This window comes from Microcoleus sp. bin48.metabat.b7b8b9.023 (assembly GCF_013299185.1).
GTDB lineage: Bacteria > Cyanobacteriota > Cyanobacteriia > Cyanobacteriales > Microcoleaceae > Microcoleus.
In genome coordinates this window covers 1-17,440 of the sequence record NZ_JAAFKG010000092.1, presented here as the reverse complement: position 1 = coordinate 17,440, position 17,440 = coordinate 1, and the positions used below count along the sequence as shown (strand labels likewise).

The following is a 17,440-nucleotide window of genomic DNA, read 5'->3' as shown; positions in this document are numbered from 1 at the left end:
GAGATTTGTTTGCAGCAGTTCGTTCGGTTGTTAATACTGGCAAGCGTCAGGGTTTAACTGCTTATCAATCTATTCAACAAGCTCTCTCTATTGATGGCTCCATTTTTTCCCCTAGTTGAGCAATTACAAAAAATCTTTGTATTCTGGTTCGTCGTCGCCGGGAAAATCCAAACCTCCCGCCTGGGAGTAGCTGCCGTGCTGCTTGCTGCGGTTTTTGTAAAAGCTGCGGGCATAGTGCATGGTGAAGATAGTGTGTACCTGCATCCAAGAGCCAACAATTGTCAGCACAGAAAGCCCCAAGTGCAGCAATAGCAAATTTGGGGGCAGGCCTTTGGTATCCCGCAGCAGGAAGACGATCGCCAATAAGCTAGCACAAGCGGCTGCGAGGATGGTACTTAAGATTGTCAAGCGGCCGGCGTCCAACTGCTGAGCGTGGTGGCGCATCAATTCGGGAGTGCCTTGCAGCATCAGCATCCAAGTTAAAATCAGGAAACTGACAGCGCCCGCGTTCCAAATGCACAGCGTCCGAGTCAGGGGGATATAGTCAGGCGGCAGGAAAACAGCAACTGCCATAGCAAACAGAACAGATACAAACAGGCGGTGACGGAGGCTCCACACCCAGTGCATTTTAGATTGAGAAACATTTTTCACAAATATCTACTGTAAGTTAGGCACTGTAAGGGTTAGAAAATCCCAACTACTGCTATCTTGGCAGGCAATTCGCCAAAAATAGCTATGAATTGGCAACACGCACTACAGGCAGGATTTTTCATGCCTTTCGATAGATCGATCGACCTCAACTTTCTAGGTACAGTGGGACAAAAGATAAATAGTGGTTTGATATTATGGCATCCTCCCAACCCCTCAAAGGTCTTGAATTGATCGACTGCGCCAAAGCCAACGCCCAACAAGGAATCACCACAGCCGCCGAGCTTTGCGGCTACGGAAGCGACCTCAACACCTTCGAGCGGGAACTCAAAGAAGCTTGCCAAAACATCGGCGTCGAAGTCAAGGAATTGAACGACTTGATTACGGATCAGCAGAGGATCAAACAAGGAATGGGCATTGAAATCGCTCCAGACACTCCCTCAGAACTCTAGCCTCAACCTCCAGCCCACCAGGAAAGAGAGCTAAAACCGCGCCGACAAGAGTATTGTCAGCCTGCAAGCTGAGGCAGGCTAGAATATTTTGCATGGGAGCTTCCGACTCTGGGCGGGAGTCGCGTTTCCTCCCGCGAAGAGGGTGCTTTCTGGAGGGGGCTGAGATTGTTAGGAGGACTGTCGTGTCAGATCAGCAAGATCGAATAATGCGTTTGTTTATAGAGGAGGCTAAGGAGCACCTCGATACTCTAGAAAATGGTTTGGTGGATTTGAAGTCCACAATGAAAGACCCCGAAATGGTCCAGGAGATGTTTCGAGCCGCCCACTCTGTGAAAGGAGGGGCGGCTATGCTCAGCTTGGATAGTATTAAAACAACCGCTCACCGCTTGGAAGATTGTTTTAAGGTACTCAAGGATGGGCCAGTCAAGCAGGTTGACCAAACGGCAGAATCTCTATTTTTAAAGGGAGTTGATACGCTTAAAGACTTGCTGGCGCGACTGGAAGGGCCTTTTGGCTTGAGGAATGAAGAGGGAGAAAAACTCGTCCAGCAGGTGATGCCAGTTTTTGCTCAACTGGAAACTCATCTCAACAACTTGGCGGCGGGCAAAGTTGTGGCGGTTGTTACTGCTGGAACTCGTGCACCCGTTGCGGCTCCAACAGCGGGCGCCGCGCCGGCGAATTTTGCTGTTCAAGTGATGGTTTTACTGAAAGAGATGTTGCAGGTGTTCAAGCAGAAAGAATCTGCTGCTAGCCGTCAGGAGTTGGCGGCTGTGTGCGCTCGACTCTATAAGTTGGGAGCTAAATTTGAGCCTTGGCAAAATTTAGTTAAAACTGCTAGAGGGGCGATCGTCAATCCCAAAAACTCTTATAAAGTCCTAGCTCCGCTGATTATCAAAGAGCTCAAGGATGCGGGAGATTTGGTGCAAACTGGGAAAGTCAAGACGATCGCTCCGAGTAAAAATTTGCTACTTTTGGTAGCAGCCCCAAAACCAGCAGAGGTAAGCGCGACCGCAGCCCCAGCAGCCGCGTCGAAGGAAGTAGCACTTCCCGCCGAACCGAAGGCGGTAGTCAAGCTTTTGCTCAAAACCTTCAACAAAAAGCAACTCTCAGAAATTGCCAAGTTACTGGTTCACGCCATTAAATCCTCTTCCTAGGAGTTGTTGCACCGGAAGATAGAGTTAAGGCAATATTTTTGAGAAGGAGAATTTTATGAGGCGTGCTGGCAGCGGGCTAATCCGGCAACGATCGAGAATTCGCTATCTTGGAGATTTTTGCCCTCTAGCTTCTAGTCTTGGGAAACCCTGCGTTAGAATTAAGCTATATATAGATCGGCGTGCAATGTATTGTACCAGTATAAAAAATCGAGCAGGCTTTAGAAGGCGGTAGCTGTGAAACCAATTCGTTCATTAGAAGATGCTTTAAACCGCTGTCAGGCGATGGGAATGCGCTTGAGCCGCCAGCGTCGATTTATTTTAGAGCTTTTGTGGGATGCAAAAGAACACCTCTCGGCTCGCGAAATTTACGATCGCCTGAACCAACAAGCAAAGGGGATCGGTCATACTTCTGTTTATCAAAATCTGGAAGCTTTGTCGAGAGAAGGGATTATTGAGTGCATCGAACGTTCGGAAGGACGCTTGTACGGGAATGTCAGCGACTCTCACTCTCATGTCAATTGTCTGGATACGGCTCAGATTCTCGACGTTCATGTGGAATTGCCGATCGACTTGATTGAACAAATCCAACTGCAAACAGGTGTCAAAATTGTAGACTACCGGATAGATTTCTACGGATATAGATCGGCAGAGTCAGCTACGGCAGCATCAACTGCTAGCGATACGCCAAAAGCTTCGTAAATGATGAGGCAGCCACTGTTAGAAGCAAAAGGGATATTTTTGCTGTGGCTGTTCAAGGTATAAAATGATTCCAAGTATTGATAGTTGCTCGATCGGGCCGAGGTACGTTGTTGGGCTTTAGCCCTCTTTATAGATATGTGTAAAGAGGGCTAAAGCCCAACAACGTACCTTAAGAGTGAAACTCGATCGCCCAACGTGCCGATCGAGAAATAAAATTTAGCATTAAGCAAAAAAATAGTTCTACCCGCTACACGTAAAAGCTGAAACAAAATCCGGGTTTAATACGCGCTTGATTTTTTAGTTGGCCCGAATCGATCGAAATTTTGTGTAGCAACATTTTCAGAACCCTGCCAAATTTATCTGTGGAGTCAAATCGACAATCGAAGAAAAGAAAATCGAAAATCGCTAGACTGACAGGGCTTTCTACTGTTTTTTCAGCTAAACAGCACCGGAAGCAGTGAATAATTGTTGGATACCTGGTATGATTTACGTGCTTCTTGAGCCTAAAATACTTGGAAGCAAGCAGTGGGGCTAGACACGAACCTCACTACAAAACGCCGTAAAGGGAAAAATTGCAAGTACCTTGAAGGAAATTCTAGATCTCCTTAACAGGAGTCTGAAGCCCACATCGCAATCGATGATTTGATGTGGGAGTGTCACGCAGAGAGCGCATTACAGGACAGGCTGAAGTAATGGCGAGACGACAATCTGACCAATTCCACACACCACCCAAATACAACCCATCCCCCAAACCGACGGCACAGTTGAGTGCAGAGGCGACAGGCGATGCGAGTTCCTCCCTCACGGCGTCGCCGAGGGAGGGGAAAAGAACTTTTTGGCAGTGGCAACTGATCTGGCTGAGTCTCCTGGTGGGATTTGGAGTAACGGGTGCCGCTGCATTTCTGTGGCTGCTGACGATGCCGCCGCCACCGAATTGCCAGCAACTGTCGCCATTGGCGGCGGACGGAGAGCGACTTTACTGCGCTCAGCAAGCTGCTAAATCGGGCAAGCTAGAACAGCTAGAAGCGGCAATAGGACTGGTGCAGGCTTGGCCGAAAGAACACCCACTATACTCGCAGGGCCAACATTTGATCGGGGAATGGTCGAAAGCCATGCTCGCATTTGCCAGGGCAAAAATTGAGCTGGGCGATTTGAAGGGCGCTCTGGCGATTGTGGCGAAAATTCCGAAAACCAGTCCGTCTTACCCAGAGGTACAGGATGCTGTGACTGCTTGGGAAAAAAATTGGCAGGAGGGGCAAAAACTCTACGATACAGCGCTAGCAGCTTTGAAAAGTGAGGATTTGAGGAAGGCATGGGATTACGCTCAAGCTCTGTTTAAGCTGGAAAATATTTTCTGGAGTCAGAAGCGCTACAACGAGCTGATCCAGCAAATTTCTCTGGAAAGAAACGGCTGGCAGCGCTTGCAAGAGGCTAGAAATTTGGCGCAGGAGGGAACTCCCCAAAAGTTCGCTGAGGCGATCGTCCTGGCTCGCAAAATAGACCCGCAGCTTTTTGCCCGCGGTAAAGCAGAAAAGGAAATTGAGGGCTGGAGCCGGACTTTGCTGGCAATGGCGACTAAGCGGTTGAAGGGGAAAGACCTCCCAGGGGCGATCGAGGCTGCTTCTGTGGTGCCCCAAGATTCCCCGCTTTTTGCGGAAGCTCAAGATTTGATGCAGTTGGGTAGGGCTCAGGCGGTGATGTGGAACCAGTCGGTATCGACGCCACTGGCACAACATATTTTTACTTTGCTGGAAGGGCAGGGAGCTGCTAGCCAAATTGCTCCGGGCCGACCCCTGTACAAGCAGGCTCAAGTGCAAGTTGAAAGTTTACAGGTGCAGTTTCAAGATTTGCTGCGGCTGCAAGTGGCAAGCTCGATCGCCAGTTTCGGTCAAATCGGGGCGCTTCAGATGGCGATCGAGCAAGCGCAAACCATCGGGCCGCGTCAGCCGCGGCGGGTTCACGCTCAAACTTTGGTGGCTACTTGGCGCCGCGAAATTCAGCGGATCGAAGACCAAGCTTTTCTCAACCTGGCGAAGCAGTTGACAGCAGCGGGAACGGTTGAAGGACTTAAGGGGGGCATTGCTCAGGTACTTCTAATCTCTCAAAACCGTCCCCGCAGAGTAGAGGCGCAAACTCTCCTGGCTCAGTGGACGAAACGCATAGAAGTTATTCAAGATCAGCCTTTTTTAGATGAGGCGATCGCCCTGGCCAAGCAAGGAAAACTGAGCGCGGCTATTGACAAAGCTTCGGAAATTAAAAGCGGTAGGACTCTTTACGCTAAAGCTCAGGATAATGTCTATCAGTGGGTGAGCGAACTGCAAGTTGCTCAAGATCGTCCGATTCTCGATCGAGCTGCGGAATTAGCATCTCAAGGTAGTCTGTCGGCGGCGATTAATATGGCTTCCCAAGTCGGTTACGGTAGGGCGCTGCACTCTGAGGCCGCAGGTGCGATCGGGCGCTGGAGTGCCGAACTCAGAGCCAACACTGCGCCGCCGCCGGAGCCCGCTCGCGAGTACGCGCCGGCTCCGCGACAGGAAGAGTACGCCCCGGCTCCGCGACAGGAAGAGTACGCGCCGGCTCCGCGACAGGAAGAGTACGCGCCGGCTCCGGAGCCTTACTATCCGCCCGCCAGAGAAGAAGCTCCGGCTCCGGCTCCGGAACCTTACTATCCGCCTGCCAGACAAGAGGCTCCGGCTCCGGCTCCGGAACCTTACTATCCGCCCGCGAGGGAGCCGGAACCTTACTACCCGCCCGCGAGGGAGCCGGAACCTTACTATCCGCCCGCCAGACAACAAGCCCCGGCTCCGGAACCTGCTCCGGCTCCGGCTCCGGAACCGCCGCCTTCGATTCCTCAGCCGGCTGGACCTCCTGATGCTAATTTGATCCCCGAGTAATTCGGTTTTTGTGGAGGCGCGTCTAACATCTCACATCAAAAATGTAAAATCGAGTGAGTAATTTGCAACTGCTGTCGATCGACCCCGACCCCATTTTCCGACTGGGGCTGAAAGTCGCCTGCGAGCAGTATCCTGATTTGGAAATTGTCGCAGATGTGGTCACGGGAACCGAGGCGTTGGAGGTTCTGGAAGCTCGATCGACCGCCTCTCTCTGGGCCAAGAAGCCCGTTGATTTGGTAATTTTGGCTGTTGAGAGGTTAAGTTTGCGATCGGGTCTCATACAGACTCTGGCAGTTTGTGGCGAGTTCAAAAATTTGTACCCCAACCTACCGCTGTTGCTCCTAGGTGGGCCGCTCGCACCGGAGCAGTTGGGGCAGTTACAAGCTGCGGGTGCGAAGGGCTATTGTCCTAAAGATAGAGATATTTCCCAGACAATAGAAGCTATTCGGGTGGTAGCATCTGGCGGCACTTATTGGCCGACAGATACGCCAGCTAACTCTCAAATAGAGCTAAATTCAGCGACGGTTCAAACAATAGAAAATTCGCCAGCCAATCCAGAAGAAAATGCTGAGAGTTTGACAGTTGAGACGCCCGTCCAAAAAAAAATTCTGGCTTATTTTTGTGTGTCTGGATTGCGAGAAATAGATGCAGCTTTGGCAAGTGTTAAAGCTGATTTGGAACAGATCCAAGTGGCAGATTCGACAGACTTAGCCACTATTTTAGATGGGATTGTAGTCAGAGGGCGCCGCCGAGAATTGCTGGCTGCTCGTTGGATTGTCAGTCAGTTATTGGAAGTCCCAGGGAAGTCGGAAGAAGTCCGAGGGGAGAAGGAAGAGTCCGAGGGGAGAAGAAAGACGGGAGAAGGAAGAGGGGAGAGTTTGTGGGATAATTCTCAGTTGCAAGTCACGAATTCCCGAGGTTCGGGTCAATCTTTGGTGCTGGCAAATAATTGGCAAGGCAGCTTGTTTGACTCGGTGGCTGCTAAATTGCAGTTTGATATGGTCAATTTGACTGGCGTGCCTTTGGAAATCGATATTTTGCGATCGACAAAACAGCGCGAATTGATGAGTTCCATCCTGCGGAAGTTACGGGAGTTGCTGGAGGAATTGCGCTTGGGGCAAGTGCAGCAAACTCAATTTTCGGAAAAAATGCCTGCTATTTTGCGGGATTTGTGGGAAGCGACAATCGTAGATTTTTTTGGCAGATACTATACGCTGCAAACGGGAGAAAATCTGGTTGTTGACAGCAGTCAAACAAGCTTGAAACTACTGCCAGAAAGTCAAGGGGAAATCGCTGCTAATTTATGGGGCGGCAGCGGCGTAGAAGTGGTGCCGGTGCTGCTGGCAGATGAAACAGCAGTTGCCACAGAAATCCTTAACAAAATTCCGATGACTGTTGATTTATTTGCACATTTGCTATTTGAAATTCCGCTCACAGTTGACAATCTTTCTTGTGTTGCTGGCAGCCCGCAAGCGATGCAGCGAGCTGAAGCTTTGTTGGAAAATTTGGTAATTCAAGTTGCTAGCGGAGTCGTGCAGCCTCTGCTCAATAATTTTGCAGATATTGAGGAAATCAAGCAAACTTTTTACGATGGCAAGTTAATTTCAACACGAGAAATTGAGCGGTTTCGGAATGATTTATCGTGGAAGTATCGCTGGGATAGCTATTTTGTAGAACCGAAAGCTATTTTTGAAAGCAGGTTTTGGCTGTTTGTTTTGGCTGATTCTGGAATTAAGAGAATTTCTATTTATGCTCCAAGAAATCTGGAGTTAGCACAGCTTTCTGGGTGGCAGTTGGCTTTAACTTTGGTGCTAGAAACTCGGGATGCGATTGCACCTAGGGTTCGCGCGGTTATTTCGCTGTTGGGTACTGCTGTTGTTTACGTTTTGACTCAAGTTATAGGGCGGGGAATTGGTTTGATCGGGCGGGGAATTATCCAGGGTATTGGTAATTCTTTACAGGATACCAAATTTGGAAAAAATGGCTGATATTCTGCGAAAAAATTAACGATTACAATGTTCGTAGTGAGGACTTCAGTCCGCAATCAGAAGGACTAAAGTCCTCACTACCAACCAACCTGTTCGTAGTGAGGACTTCAGTCCGCAATCAGAAGGACTAAAGTCCTCACTACCAACCAACCTGTTCGTAGTGAGGACTTCAGTCCGCAATCAGAAGGACTAAAGTCCTCACTACGAACCTTTTTATTGCGGTTGATTTACCGGGAGCGAGCTAATTGGTGGTACTATAAATAATGACTTACTTAATGCTATAAGGTTGACATTTTATGAGTATTATGATAGCGATTGATGCCGATCGCATAAACAGCTTAGATTTGTCTCCGGTGCGGACTGTTATTGAACAGTGGCTGGCCGAAGGAGCGATCGCCCAAAACGAACAACAGGTACAATTTGAAATTGAGTATCCGCGCGAAGAATTAGATCCGCGAGAAATATCGGAACTTCCCGAAGTGCGGCTGTGGTTTATTCGGTTGGATGCTTGTTATCCTTGGCTGCCATTTTTGCTGGATTGGAAAGCCGGAGAATTGGCCCGGTATGCCGCGATGTTAGTGCCGCACCAATTCCACCGCACCCAAGGCATTCAGTACAATCCTGAAGCTTTGGAAATGTTTTTGATGAGCAAAATTTTTGTGTTGACTGATTGGTTGAACCAGCAGGGAATTCCTAGTAAATCGAAGTTGATGGCAATGTCGCAGATGTTTGGTTACGATTTGGATGATGCTTTTTTTGATGTCATCGTGCCTTATTCGGGTTTGTGATTTCCTGGATGAATCGGCGGTTAGTTGAAACTGGTTCCAATCACCTCGTATTTCAGTTACCCGGCGGTTGAAACCGCGTCTACACAAACCAAACCCACCTCCGTGGGTTAAAGATTTTATTTGATAATTTTCCATCTCCGAATACCTTCTTCGTCCACGGAGGTGGACATCGTTTGTGTAGCCGCGATTTCCAATCGCCGGGGTTTCTAGATTCCGTTTGATTGAGAGAAACCCGGCGGTTGAAACCGCGTCTACACAAACCAAACCCACCTCCGTGGGTTAAAGATTTTATTTGATAATTTTCCATCTCCGAATACCTTCTTCGTCCACGGAGGTGGACATCGTTTGTGTAGCCGCGATTTCCAATCGCCGGGGTTTCTAGATTCCGTTTGATTGAGAGAAACCCGGCGGTTGAAACCGCGTCTACACAAACCAAACCCACCTCCGTGGGTTAAAGATTTTATTTGATAATTTTCCATCTCCGAATACCTTCTTCGTCCACGGAGGTGGACATCGTTTTTGTAGCCGCGATTTCCAATCGCCGGGGGCTATAAGAAATCATCTTCAGAATTTCCTCAGAATTGAGCGTTAGCCTAAAAATAGAACGATCGCCCGATTCAATCGATCGAGGAAATATCCCATGAAAACAGATTACCTCATCGTCGGTAGTGGTTTATCAGCACTGGTGTTCGGAGCCTTGATGGCCAACTCCGGCAAAATCGTGCACATCCTGGAAGCTCACGAGCATCCCGGAGGCTTTGGGCACACCTTTACAATGGCCAAAAAATACACGTTTAATGCCCAATTCCACTACGTTTGGGACTGCGGCGAAGGGCATACAGTCAATCGAGTCCTCAAAAAACTCGGTCTCGATCGCGATGTCACCTTTGAGCGCTACGATCCGAATGGCTACGACCATATGAGAATGCCCGGATATGCGCTAGATATTCCCTCGGAAGCAGAGGAACTGATCCGGCGATTGTCGGCGCTGTTTCCCGAAGCCAGCGAGAGAATTCGCAAATTCGTCAACGAAGTCGAGCAAACCGGCGCGGGACTCAGAAAACTCGCTCCTCCCGTCAAACCAATTGAATTAATCAAAAATTTCGGTGACGTATTCTGCGCCGTCCAACACCTCAACAGCACACTCCAAGACGTTTTCGATAAATTCCAACTCCCGCAAGCCGCCCAAACTTTATTAGCTCTGCAATGGCCGGACTTTTTGCTACCTCCTAACCAACTTTCTTTCTATGCTTGGATTGCTTTGTTTCGAGGCTATCAAGAAGGTGCATTTTATCCGACGCAGCATTTTGAAGATGTCATCAATTCTTTAGTTAAAGTCATTGAATCCAACGGCGGGAAAGTTTTACTAAACCATGAAGTCACGAATTTCAGGCTGACAGATAGAACTGTCACGGGAGTTGAAGCGATGGATTTGACCACGCATCAAACCCATGAATTCACGGGCGGCACGGTGATTTGTAACCTCGACCCCAAAAGAGCCGCCAAGATGATTGGTGAGGAACTGTTCTCAAAAAAAGTGCGGCGGAAACTCGATTATGAGTATTCTGCATCCAACTACATGGTGTACTGCGTTGTCAAAGATATCGACCTGCGAGACTACGGCTTTGGCAAGTGGAATACGTTTCATTCCGAACATTTGGATCTGAATGAAGCTTTTGCTCAAATGTATGACAAAAATGATTTTTCTCGACCCAGTTTTGCGATTACAACGCCGACTTTACTCACCGAAGCGCGGCCCGATTGTCCCGAAGATTGTCAAATTGTAGAATTTCTGACTGTGGCTAACTACAGTTATTTTAAACAACTTTGGGAGACAGACCGCAAAGCTTACAGGCAGAAGAAACAAGAGATTCTCGACTCAATTTTAGACGTGGTAGAAAAACACTATGTTCCAGATTTCCGCAAACACATGGTGTTTCACATCACCGGAAGTCCTACGACTAACGAGCGCTTTTGCTGGTGTCCTAACGGCAATTCCTACGGTTCTACCCTGACGCCAAAAAACATGGGAGTCGATCGGCTAAATCACGAAACATCCCTCAACAATTTCTATTTCTGCAACGCATCCTCGGGCTATCCAGGCTTTGCGCCGACATTTTGGACGGGGGCGCTGCTTTATCAACGTTTGTCCGGCGATGCGATTTTAGGCTAGGAATAATTCGTTACTCGGCGATTGAAATCGCTTTAGGTACGTAGTTGCGCTTCAGCGCTCTTTCCTAATATTTATAAAGAGCGCTGAAGCGCAACTACATACCTTAGCCCAAGTGCGAGCCGATCTTTAAGCGATACTTTTGGTAGTTTTATATTTGCTATCCTGATGATAAAACCACCTACTGATTCACGGGGGTTAGGGGGAATCGGAGCCAACCTAAGAACGAGAGAAATCAAGGACTTACATTCCTTGCTACAAACTTTTTTTAAGCTCTTAAGCATTCGATGATTAATGTTCCATTCTATCAATTTAGGAGAGAACCATGAGAATTGCAATTGTTGGGGGCGGAGCTAGCGGTATGGCTACAGCCTACTGGCTCAACAAACAGGGACACCACGTCACTGTGTTGGAAAGTCAGCCGATTTTAGGCGGACACATTCGGACGCTCAATAAAAATGTTTTGCCAAATCAATCTGATTGCAATGAAATATTAGAAAATGGGGTGCTGGAATTTCCCACTGTGTTTTACAATTTCGTGGCTTTAATGCAGGAGCTAGGCGTTGAATTAGAACCTGTGCAGATTGGTTCAGCGCTGTTTTTTAAAGATGGCGGTCACTTTTTGTCGGCGGTTGCTATTCAAAAAAATTTTACGGGAATGCAACGCTTGATTGAGTATTTGCAACTCGACAGTCTCTATGCTCGTTCGGCTGGATTTCTGCTAAAAATGCGGTTTGCCAAACAGCACGATTTCTACGATATGCCACTTTCTCATAGTTTAAAAAAGTCGTGCATCCGCAATGATTGGCTGAAGTTGCTGACGATGTACAGCTACTCGATACCGTTTGAATTGCTCGACGATTTTCCAGCGGAATTGGCGATGCCGGTGCTGCGCGAATATGCTTCGGTGAATTGGGTGAGGATTAAAGGGGGGGTCTATTCTTACATTGAAAAGATTCTGGAGCGGTTTAAAGGGGATATACTGCTGAATGTGGAGATTGCCAAGATTTTCCGAAGTGCTGGTGCTGTAAAAATTGTGCTGACCAATGGGGAAATTCAGGAATTTGATAAGGTGGTTTTTGCGATGCCGCCAGACCAAGTGATGAGGCTGTTGGCTGACCCGACGGAGGCGGAAACGAAGCGGTTTGCGGCCTGGAAACCCAATTATGCCACAACTGTGCTGCATTCGGATACTTCGATGTACGATCGCTACGGTATTCGCAAATTATCGGAATTCGATTTTTTCGAGACGGACAGCGGCTGGGGCTACAATGCGAGCTTGAATCAGCTTTGCGGTATCACATCGCCGCGAGAGTACAGTTTAGCGTTTAAGTTGGAGGAGGCGATCGACAAAAACCAAATTATTCACATTCAAAAACATCACACGCCACTGTATAGCGTCGAGTCTTTTCGATACCGAAACGAAGTTATCGAGACTAACGGCGAGAACAATACCTATCATGCGGGAGCTTATTTGGGGGATGGCTTGCACGAAGGAGCGATTACCTCTGCTTTGCGAGTCGCAAAATTAATCGGCTGAGTGGAACGTTGATGCTACAAACTCTAGGAAATAAAGTAATTTCCGACATTCTACACATGAGGAATTTATGGATATGCCTAAGAGTAGATGCTAGGAGTGCAAAACATAGTTTATAATCTACCAAAGATGATACGATACTAACAGCAAGTAAACTCGTGTCCGCTGAAAACACTGTAAAATAAGTTTGTAGTGGGTTAAGTCCTCAGAAAATGCTGAAAAATTAAGTCCTGACTACAAACTTATTCTATTAAGGCTAATTGACCGAACACGATATCGCACCTGTCTGTCGGGCAACTTTCTTTACTTGCAGTTAGGCAGAGGTTTCTATCGATGTTTTTTGAGTCAAAATTGAGGAATGATTATGTCAAAAGAGAGAAAAAGCAACAAAGAAGTCAAAAAGCCAAAAAAACAACCTGATGGTGTTGCTAAGCCGAAGGATGACAATAAAAATTTTGGTAGCAGGGACGGTCAGAAGGAGAGATAGCTACCATTCTAGGGATGGCAATTAATTTTGTTCGATTGTCATTCCTCTCAAGGTTCAACTTATTTAACAACTATCCCGTTTTTGGCTCATCCGAAAACGGGTTTATTATTAGAGCGTATCCGCAGAGAATGCTCGCAATCATCAGATTGGTTGATTGTGGTAATTGAGCAATAAAATATTATATTTAGGCTATATGTGCGGTTTTATTGTCGTCAGACAATTTAGGTACGTAGTTGCGCTTCAGCGCTCTTTATAATATTAAGGAAAGAGCCTTTAATCTGAGGTACGTAGTTGCGATGAAAGCGCTCTTTATAGTATAAGCTAAGAACCTTTAATCTGAAGTACGTAGTTGCGATGAAAGCGCTATTTCCTAATATGAGCGTATAGCGCCCAAGCGCAACTACATACCTTGGGGCAAGGGCGAGCCGACCTTTGAGCGATACTTTTGGTATGAGAATAAAACCACCCTACCTAATCCCTCACAGCGAGATCTCAGTCACCGCAATATTACCGCCAAAACAGACATCAACATCAGTTCCCGCAGTTCGATCGCGCGAGCCATACTCTCCGACATAATAAAAGTATTCTCCCTCTTGGCGGTAAACCACAGGCAGCGGCTGAGTTGAAGGGCGACAAAACACAATTTCCGGTTCCGCACTTCCCGGCGCTAAATGCGGAAAATTCACATTCCAGAAACACCCCGGCTTTGATTCCCGACTCAGTAAATCGGCCAACACCCGCGATGTCCAGCGAGTCGCGACATCCCAGTCAATTTCCAGCGGCCTTTTAATTCTATGGGAAATTGCGATGCCAGGAATACCGTGCATGGCTGCTTCCCGCACCGCAGCAACTGTACCTGAAATGTACACGTCAACGCCCAAATTGCCGCCGGCGTTAATCCCGGAAAGTACCAAATCCGGTTTTGGACAAACGTGATTGAGAGCAATCCGCACGCAGTCTGCGGGTGTTCCTCCTACAGCATACTCGACGAACGATCGGCGATCGACATGAATCGGACTGTGAGCAGTCACCTGATGCCCGCAGCCAGACAATTGCCCTTGAGGGGCAACCATGATTGTCTTGCCCTCTACAGCCTGCAAAAGTGCCTGAATCCCCGGAGCATCAATGCCGTCGTCGTTGGTTAAAATTATCGTCATTGAAAATTTGTCCTAAATTTGACTATATCCGCAAAAATTGACCTAAAATTCCCAAACTCAAGGAAATGTCAACCTAGTTGTGGTAAAGTTTTGTGTCGATTGCTTTGCGTCAAAGCAATTTGCAAGTTCAGTTAAACGCGCTCACAGCTATGTTTTTGTTACCAATTCTACCCTTAGCTCAAGCAATCCCGAAACCTCCGAGTCAACAAGTCATCCAAATTCAGCGAGAAGTCCCGCTACCGGAAAACGAACTGGATTTACCACCACAACCGCAGACAACCGCCCCGCTGAAAACTGTGACGGTGCCCCAGCAAGTGCGCGTTTTGCCGGGAAAACTCGACAGCATCCCCGTTTTCAACAGCAACAGCCCCGAAGTTGTACAAACCGAAGGCATTTTGCTCTCCACATTTCCCGAGGAATCCAAACAAGTACCTTCTGCACACTTAAACTTTGCCTTCAAAGGCCGATTTGACATCTTCGCCCACCACATCGCCAAAGCTAAAAATCGCGCCCAAACTCGCACCTTATTTCAAGGCATAATTGTTCACAATCCCAACTCGGAACCTGTTACTTTAAATATCCTGCAAGGAGCGACTTATTTAACTCGCCCGGATGCTTTGTTTGTCGATTTGCCGTCGTATTTAGAAAATCGATTCGGCACTGTGTTTGCGGGGCCTGGCAGCCGCATCACCAGCGATGTGCTGCGGGGGCACAGACAAGCCATTTTGCCTGCTGCGATCGAAATTCCGGGCAATCAGAGCCGAATGCTGATGAATTTGCCGATACCTGTGGGCAATGTCACGCCTTCTTCTAACGGGCGATCGACTTTGATGCGAGTTTCGAGCAGCAATTCGGTTTATGTTGCTAGTTTAGCGATGTTTGCTCCTCAAACCAAAGAAGGAGTCGAGCAATATCCGACTTTAGAACAGTGGGAAAATATTTTAAACACGAAAGGTTTAGCTGGGCCGAGAGATTTGGCTCCAACTCCCAGAGGCGAAAATCCACTGCAAAAAATTTACGGGCGCGTGGCCGGAGTCGCTGAAGGTTCCGAGTGGAAAGCTAAAATTACTGACAATTCGAGAACCGATTATTTAACCGTTCCCAAGCGCGGCGAATCATTTTCCTATGCTTTGAGCACTACTGATACGGGTACTTTTGGGACGGGTCAAATTCAAAGCGCTAAAATGTTAGCTCGCTATCCCGATACTGCTTATTTTGCTCACGGTAATTACGGGATTCAATACAATTTAACTTTTCCGCTTTATAATAAGTCTCGTGAGTCGCAATCTGTCAGCATTAGAATGCAAACACCGATCAAGGCAAATACTGAATCGGCTGGATTGATGTTTTACGATCCGCCGGAAAATCGAATATTTTTCCGAGGTACGGTGCGGGTGATGTTTAATGATGATACGGGTAAGACTTTGACGCGTTACATTCACATTGTCCAGCGCCGGGGACAGCAGGGTGAAGCTTTGGTGAATGTGAACCTGAAGCCGGGGGAACGCCGTTTGGTGCAGGTAGATTTCTTGTATCCGCCGGATGCGACGCCGCCGCAAGTGCTGACAGTGCGATCGAGCAATTAGTTGATGGTGATTGAGTTAGGGCGGCCAGTAGGTTGAATCTTACTGGCAACAATGATAAAGTTTATACAACTGTCGAATAAGGAGAATAGTTATGTCTGTTCAAATGCAAAGACGGCTATTTACAGTGCAAGAATATCACCTAATGGGTGAGGCTGGCATTTTGGGTGAAGATGACCGAGTGGAATTGATAGAAGGAGAAATTGTACAAATGGCTGCAATTGGTACTCGTCATGCAAGTTGTGTAAAGCGCCTGAACCGCCGTTTTAGCGTGATTCCAGAAGACTGTGCTATTCTAGGCGTTCAAGACCCGATCCAGTTAACTGAGCGTACAGAACCTCAACCGGATATTGTATTGCTACAACCTCGCGCTGACTACTACGCTACTGCACATCCAGTACCATCAGAAGTTTTGTTGTTAGTTGAGGTTTCTGATAGCACTGTTGATTTCGATCGCAATGTGAAAGTACCTAACTATGCTCGTTCTGGTATTCAAGAAGTCTGGTTGTGGGATCTTGAGGTGAATTGTTTAGAAGTTTACCGTTGTCCGACGGCAGAGGGCTATACTTCTATACAAAAGTTTGAGCGGGGAGAAATGGTTGCACCGCTAGCTTTTCCTGAATTTGAAGTCAGCGTTGATTTTATTTTGGGTTAGAGCTATCTAAAAATAGATATAGCGGTTATCACAAAGATGAGGTATGTTGTTGGGCTTTAGCCCTCTGAGTTTGGTGGTTATGTAAGCTGTCAGTTATACCTCATCTTTTTGAGAAAGGCTCTAGAATATTATAAGTAAAAAGAGTGAACTTAGGCTAACTGCCGAATAAGGAGAATAGTTATGTCTGTTCAGATGCAAAGACGGCTATTTACAGTGCAAGAATATCACCTCATGGGCGAGGCTGGCATTTTGGGTGAAGATGACAGAGTAGAATTGATAGAAGGAGAAATTGTTCAAATGGCTGCAATTGGTACTCGTCATGCAACTTGTGTGCGGCGACTGATCCGACAGTTTCGCCAACTTCCAGAAGAAAGTGCTATTTTGGATGTTCAAAACCCAATTCAGTTAAGTGAACGTACCGAACCTCAACCGGATGTTGTCTTGCTGCAATTTTGTTTTGACTACTACGAAACAGCACATCCAATACCATCAGAAGTATTGCTTTTAATTGAAGTTTCTGATAGCACTGTTGATTTCGATCGCAATGTGAAAGTACCTAACTATGCTCGTTCTGGTATTCAAGAAGTATGGTTGTGGGATCTGGAAGTTAATTGTTTAGAAGTTTACCGTTGTCCGACGGCAAATGGCTATACTTCAATGAAAAAGTTTGAGCGGGGAGAAATGGTTGCGCCGCTAGCTTTTCCTGAGTTTGAAGTAAGCGTTGATTTTATTTTGGGTTAGAGCGATATAGAAGTAGATAAGCTTATGGTGTGGTTTGAACGCGATCGATTAATCGGGTATTGTTAACGATCGAGTTTTGCTCAATAGCTTGCGTTGAGTCAGGCATTCTGCACGATTAACTTGCAATAAATACACACTTACTCGACCGATCGCACTTAGAGGTTCGATCGTACCACTTTCAGTTTGAAGTTGAAAATGGTCTGCCCAGCGATCTTTTCGAGGGTTGTAAAGTCGAACCACTTCACCTGTTTCTGGATCGATCGAAGCAATGTCGCTGCCTTTATTTTTGGGCGTTGCTGAATCAAGGTATGAATGCTCCAGGAATGGGAATATCGTCAAACTTCAAGTAATGTATTAATAATTTAATAGAATGCTTGAGCATTTCCTCACATTTAGAATAACAAAGAGTCTTGCGATGTAGTCTAGCTAGATAATGCCTTAGTCTTGTATTTTCCCCTTCTACTCTGGTCATATAAGTCTTGCTAAT

The 17,440-nt window shown here is 47.1% G+C and carries 16 protein-coding genes; 12 read left to right on the top strand and 4 right to left on the bottom strand.

Features of this window, described 5'->3' with window-relative positions:
- Positions 1–123: 123 nt before the first annotated feature.
- Positions 124–651, bottom strand: a complete 528-nt coding sequence (locus tag QZW82_RS30740) for a DUF1345 domain-containing protein (RefSeq protein WP_293157700.1) — start codon at positions 649–651, stop codon at positions 124–126.
- 194 nt (positions 652–845) lie between these two features.
- Here QZW82_RS30740 and QZW82_RS30735 point away from each other — a divergent pair, with 194 nt between their 5' ends.
- From QZW82_RS30735 to QZW82_RS30695, 9 genes are all read left to right on the top strand, one after another.
- Positions 846–1,100, top strand: a complete 255-nt coding sequence (locus tag QZW82_RS30735) for a hypothetical protein (protein ID WP_293157697.1) — start codon at positions 846–848, stop codon at positions 1,098–1,100.
- A gap of 206 nt (positions 1,101–1,306) precedes the next feature.
- Complete coding sequence (locus QZW82_RS30730; protein WP_363318767.1) at positions 1,307–2,254, top strand: Hpt domain-containing protein; 948 nt, start codon at positions 1,307–1,309, stop codon at positions 2,252–2,254.
- Positions 2,255–2,488: 234 nt separating this feature from the next.
- Positions 2,489–2,953 (top strand): Fur family transcriptional regulator, encoded by a 465-nt coding sequence (locus QZW82_RS30725; RefSeq protein ID WP_293157694.1) that lies wholly within the window; start codon positions 2,489–2,491, stop codon positions 2,951–2,953.
- Positions 2,954–3,606: 653 nt separating this feature from the next.
- Positions 3,607–5,847 carry a hypothetical protein gene (locus tag QZW82_RS30720; RefSeq protein ID WP_293157691.1) on the top strand — a complete coding sequence of 747 codons (2,241 nt, stop codon included), beginning with the start codon at positions 3,607–3,609 and terminating at the stop codon, positions 5,845–5,847.
- A 53-nt stretch (positions 5,848–5,900) separates the two neighbouring features.
- Entirely contained in the window at positions 5,901–7,835 is a 1,935-nt protein-coding gene (locus QZW82_RS30715) for a DUF3685 domain-containing protein (RefSeq protein WP_293157688.1), read from the top strand.
- Between the two features lie 296 nt (positions 7,836–8,131).
- Complete coding sequence (locus QZW82_RS30710; protein WP_293157685.1) at positions 8,132–8,623, top strand: CRR6 family NdhI maturation factor; 492 nt, start codon at positions 8,132–8,134, stop codon at positions 8,621–8,623.
- A 640-nt stretch (positions 8,624–9,263) separates the two neighbouring features.
- On the top strand, positions 9,264–10,796 hold the full coding sequence (locus tag QZW82_RS30705; protein ID WP_293157683.1) for an NAD(P)/FAD-dependent oxidoreductase: 1,533 nt from the start codon (positions 9,264–9,266) through the stop codon (positions 10,794–10,796).
- Between the two features lie 322 nt (positions 10,797–11,118).
- Entirely contained in the window at positions 11,119–12,333 is a 1,215-nt protein-coding gene (locus tag QZW82_RS30700; protein ID WP_293157682.1) for an FAD-dependent oxidoreductase, read from the top strand.
- A gap of 361 nt (positions 12,334–12,694) precedes the next feature.
- Positions 12,695–12,817 (top strand): hypothetical protein, encoded by a 123-nt coding sequence (locus tag QZW82_RS30695; RefSeq protein ID WP_293157680.1) that lies wholly within the window; start codon positions 12,695–12,697, stop codon positions 12,815–12,817.
- Between the two features lie 479 nt (positions 12,818–13,296).
- Here the strand turns inward: QZW82_RS30695 and surE are convergent, their stop codons facing one another.
- The gene (gene surE / locus QZW82_RS30690) at positions 13,297–13,974 is read right to left on the bottom strand and encodes a 5'/3'-nucleotidase SurE (RefSeq protein ID WP_293157677.1); all 678 of its coding nucleotides are present in this window, start codon (positions 13,972–13,974) and stop codon (positions 13,297–13,299) included.
- Between the two features lie 149 nt (positions 13,975–14,123).
- Between surE and QZW82_RS30685 the strand changes: the two genes are divergently transcribed.
- The 3 genes from QZW82_RS30685 to QZW82_RS30675 all read left to right on the top strand — a co-directional run bounded on the left by QZW82_RS30685 (position 14,124) and on the right by QZW82_RS30675 (position 16,953).
- Positions 14,124–15,560, top strand: coding sequence for a DUF3370 domain-containing protein (locus QZW82_RS30685; RefSeq protein WP_293157703.1), 1,437 nt, complete (start codon positions 14,124–14,126; stop codon positions 15,558–15,560).
- 91 nt (positions 15,561–15,651) lie between these two features.
- The gene (locus QZW82_RS30680) at positions 15,652–16,212 is read left to right on the top strand and encodes a Uma2 family endonuclease (RefSeq protein ID WP_293157674.1); all 561 of its coding nucleotides are present in this window, start codon (positions 15,652–15,654) and stop codon (positions 16,210–16,212) included.
- 180 nt (positions 16,213–16,392) lie between these two features.
- Positions 16,393–16,953: a Uma2 family endonuclease gene (locus tag QZW82_RS30675; protein ID WP_293157672.1), complete on the top strand. Its 561-nt coding sequence runs from the start codon at positions 16,393–16,395 to the stop codon at positions 16,951–16,953.
- A gap of 48 nt (positions 16,954–17,001) precedes the next feature.
- On the opposite strand, the gene QZW82_RS30670 is transcribed toward QZW82_RS30675, so the two are convergent.
- Entirely contained in the window at positions 17,002–17,292 is a 291-nt protein-coding gene (locus tag QZW82_RS30670; RefSeq protein WP_293157669.1) for a hypothetical protein, read from the bottom strand.
- On the bottom strand, positions 17,255–17,440 hold a 186-nt coding region (locus QZW82_RS30665; protein WP_293155774.1), incomplete at its 5' end, for an IS1 family transposase. The genes QZW82_RS30670 and QZW82_RS30665, both read right to left, overlap by 38 nt.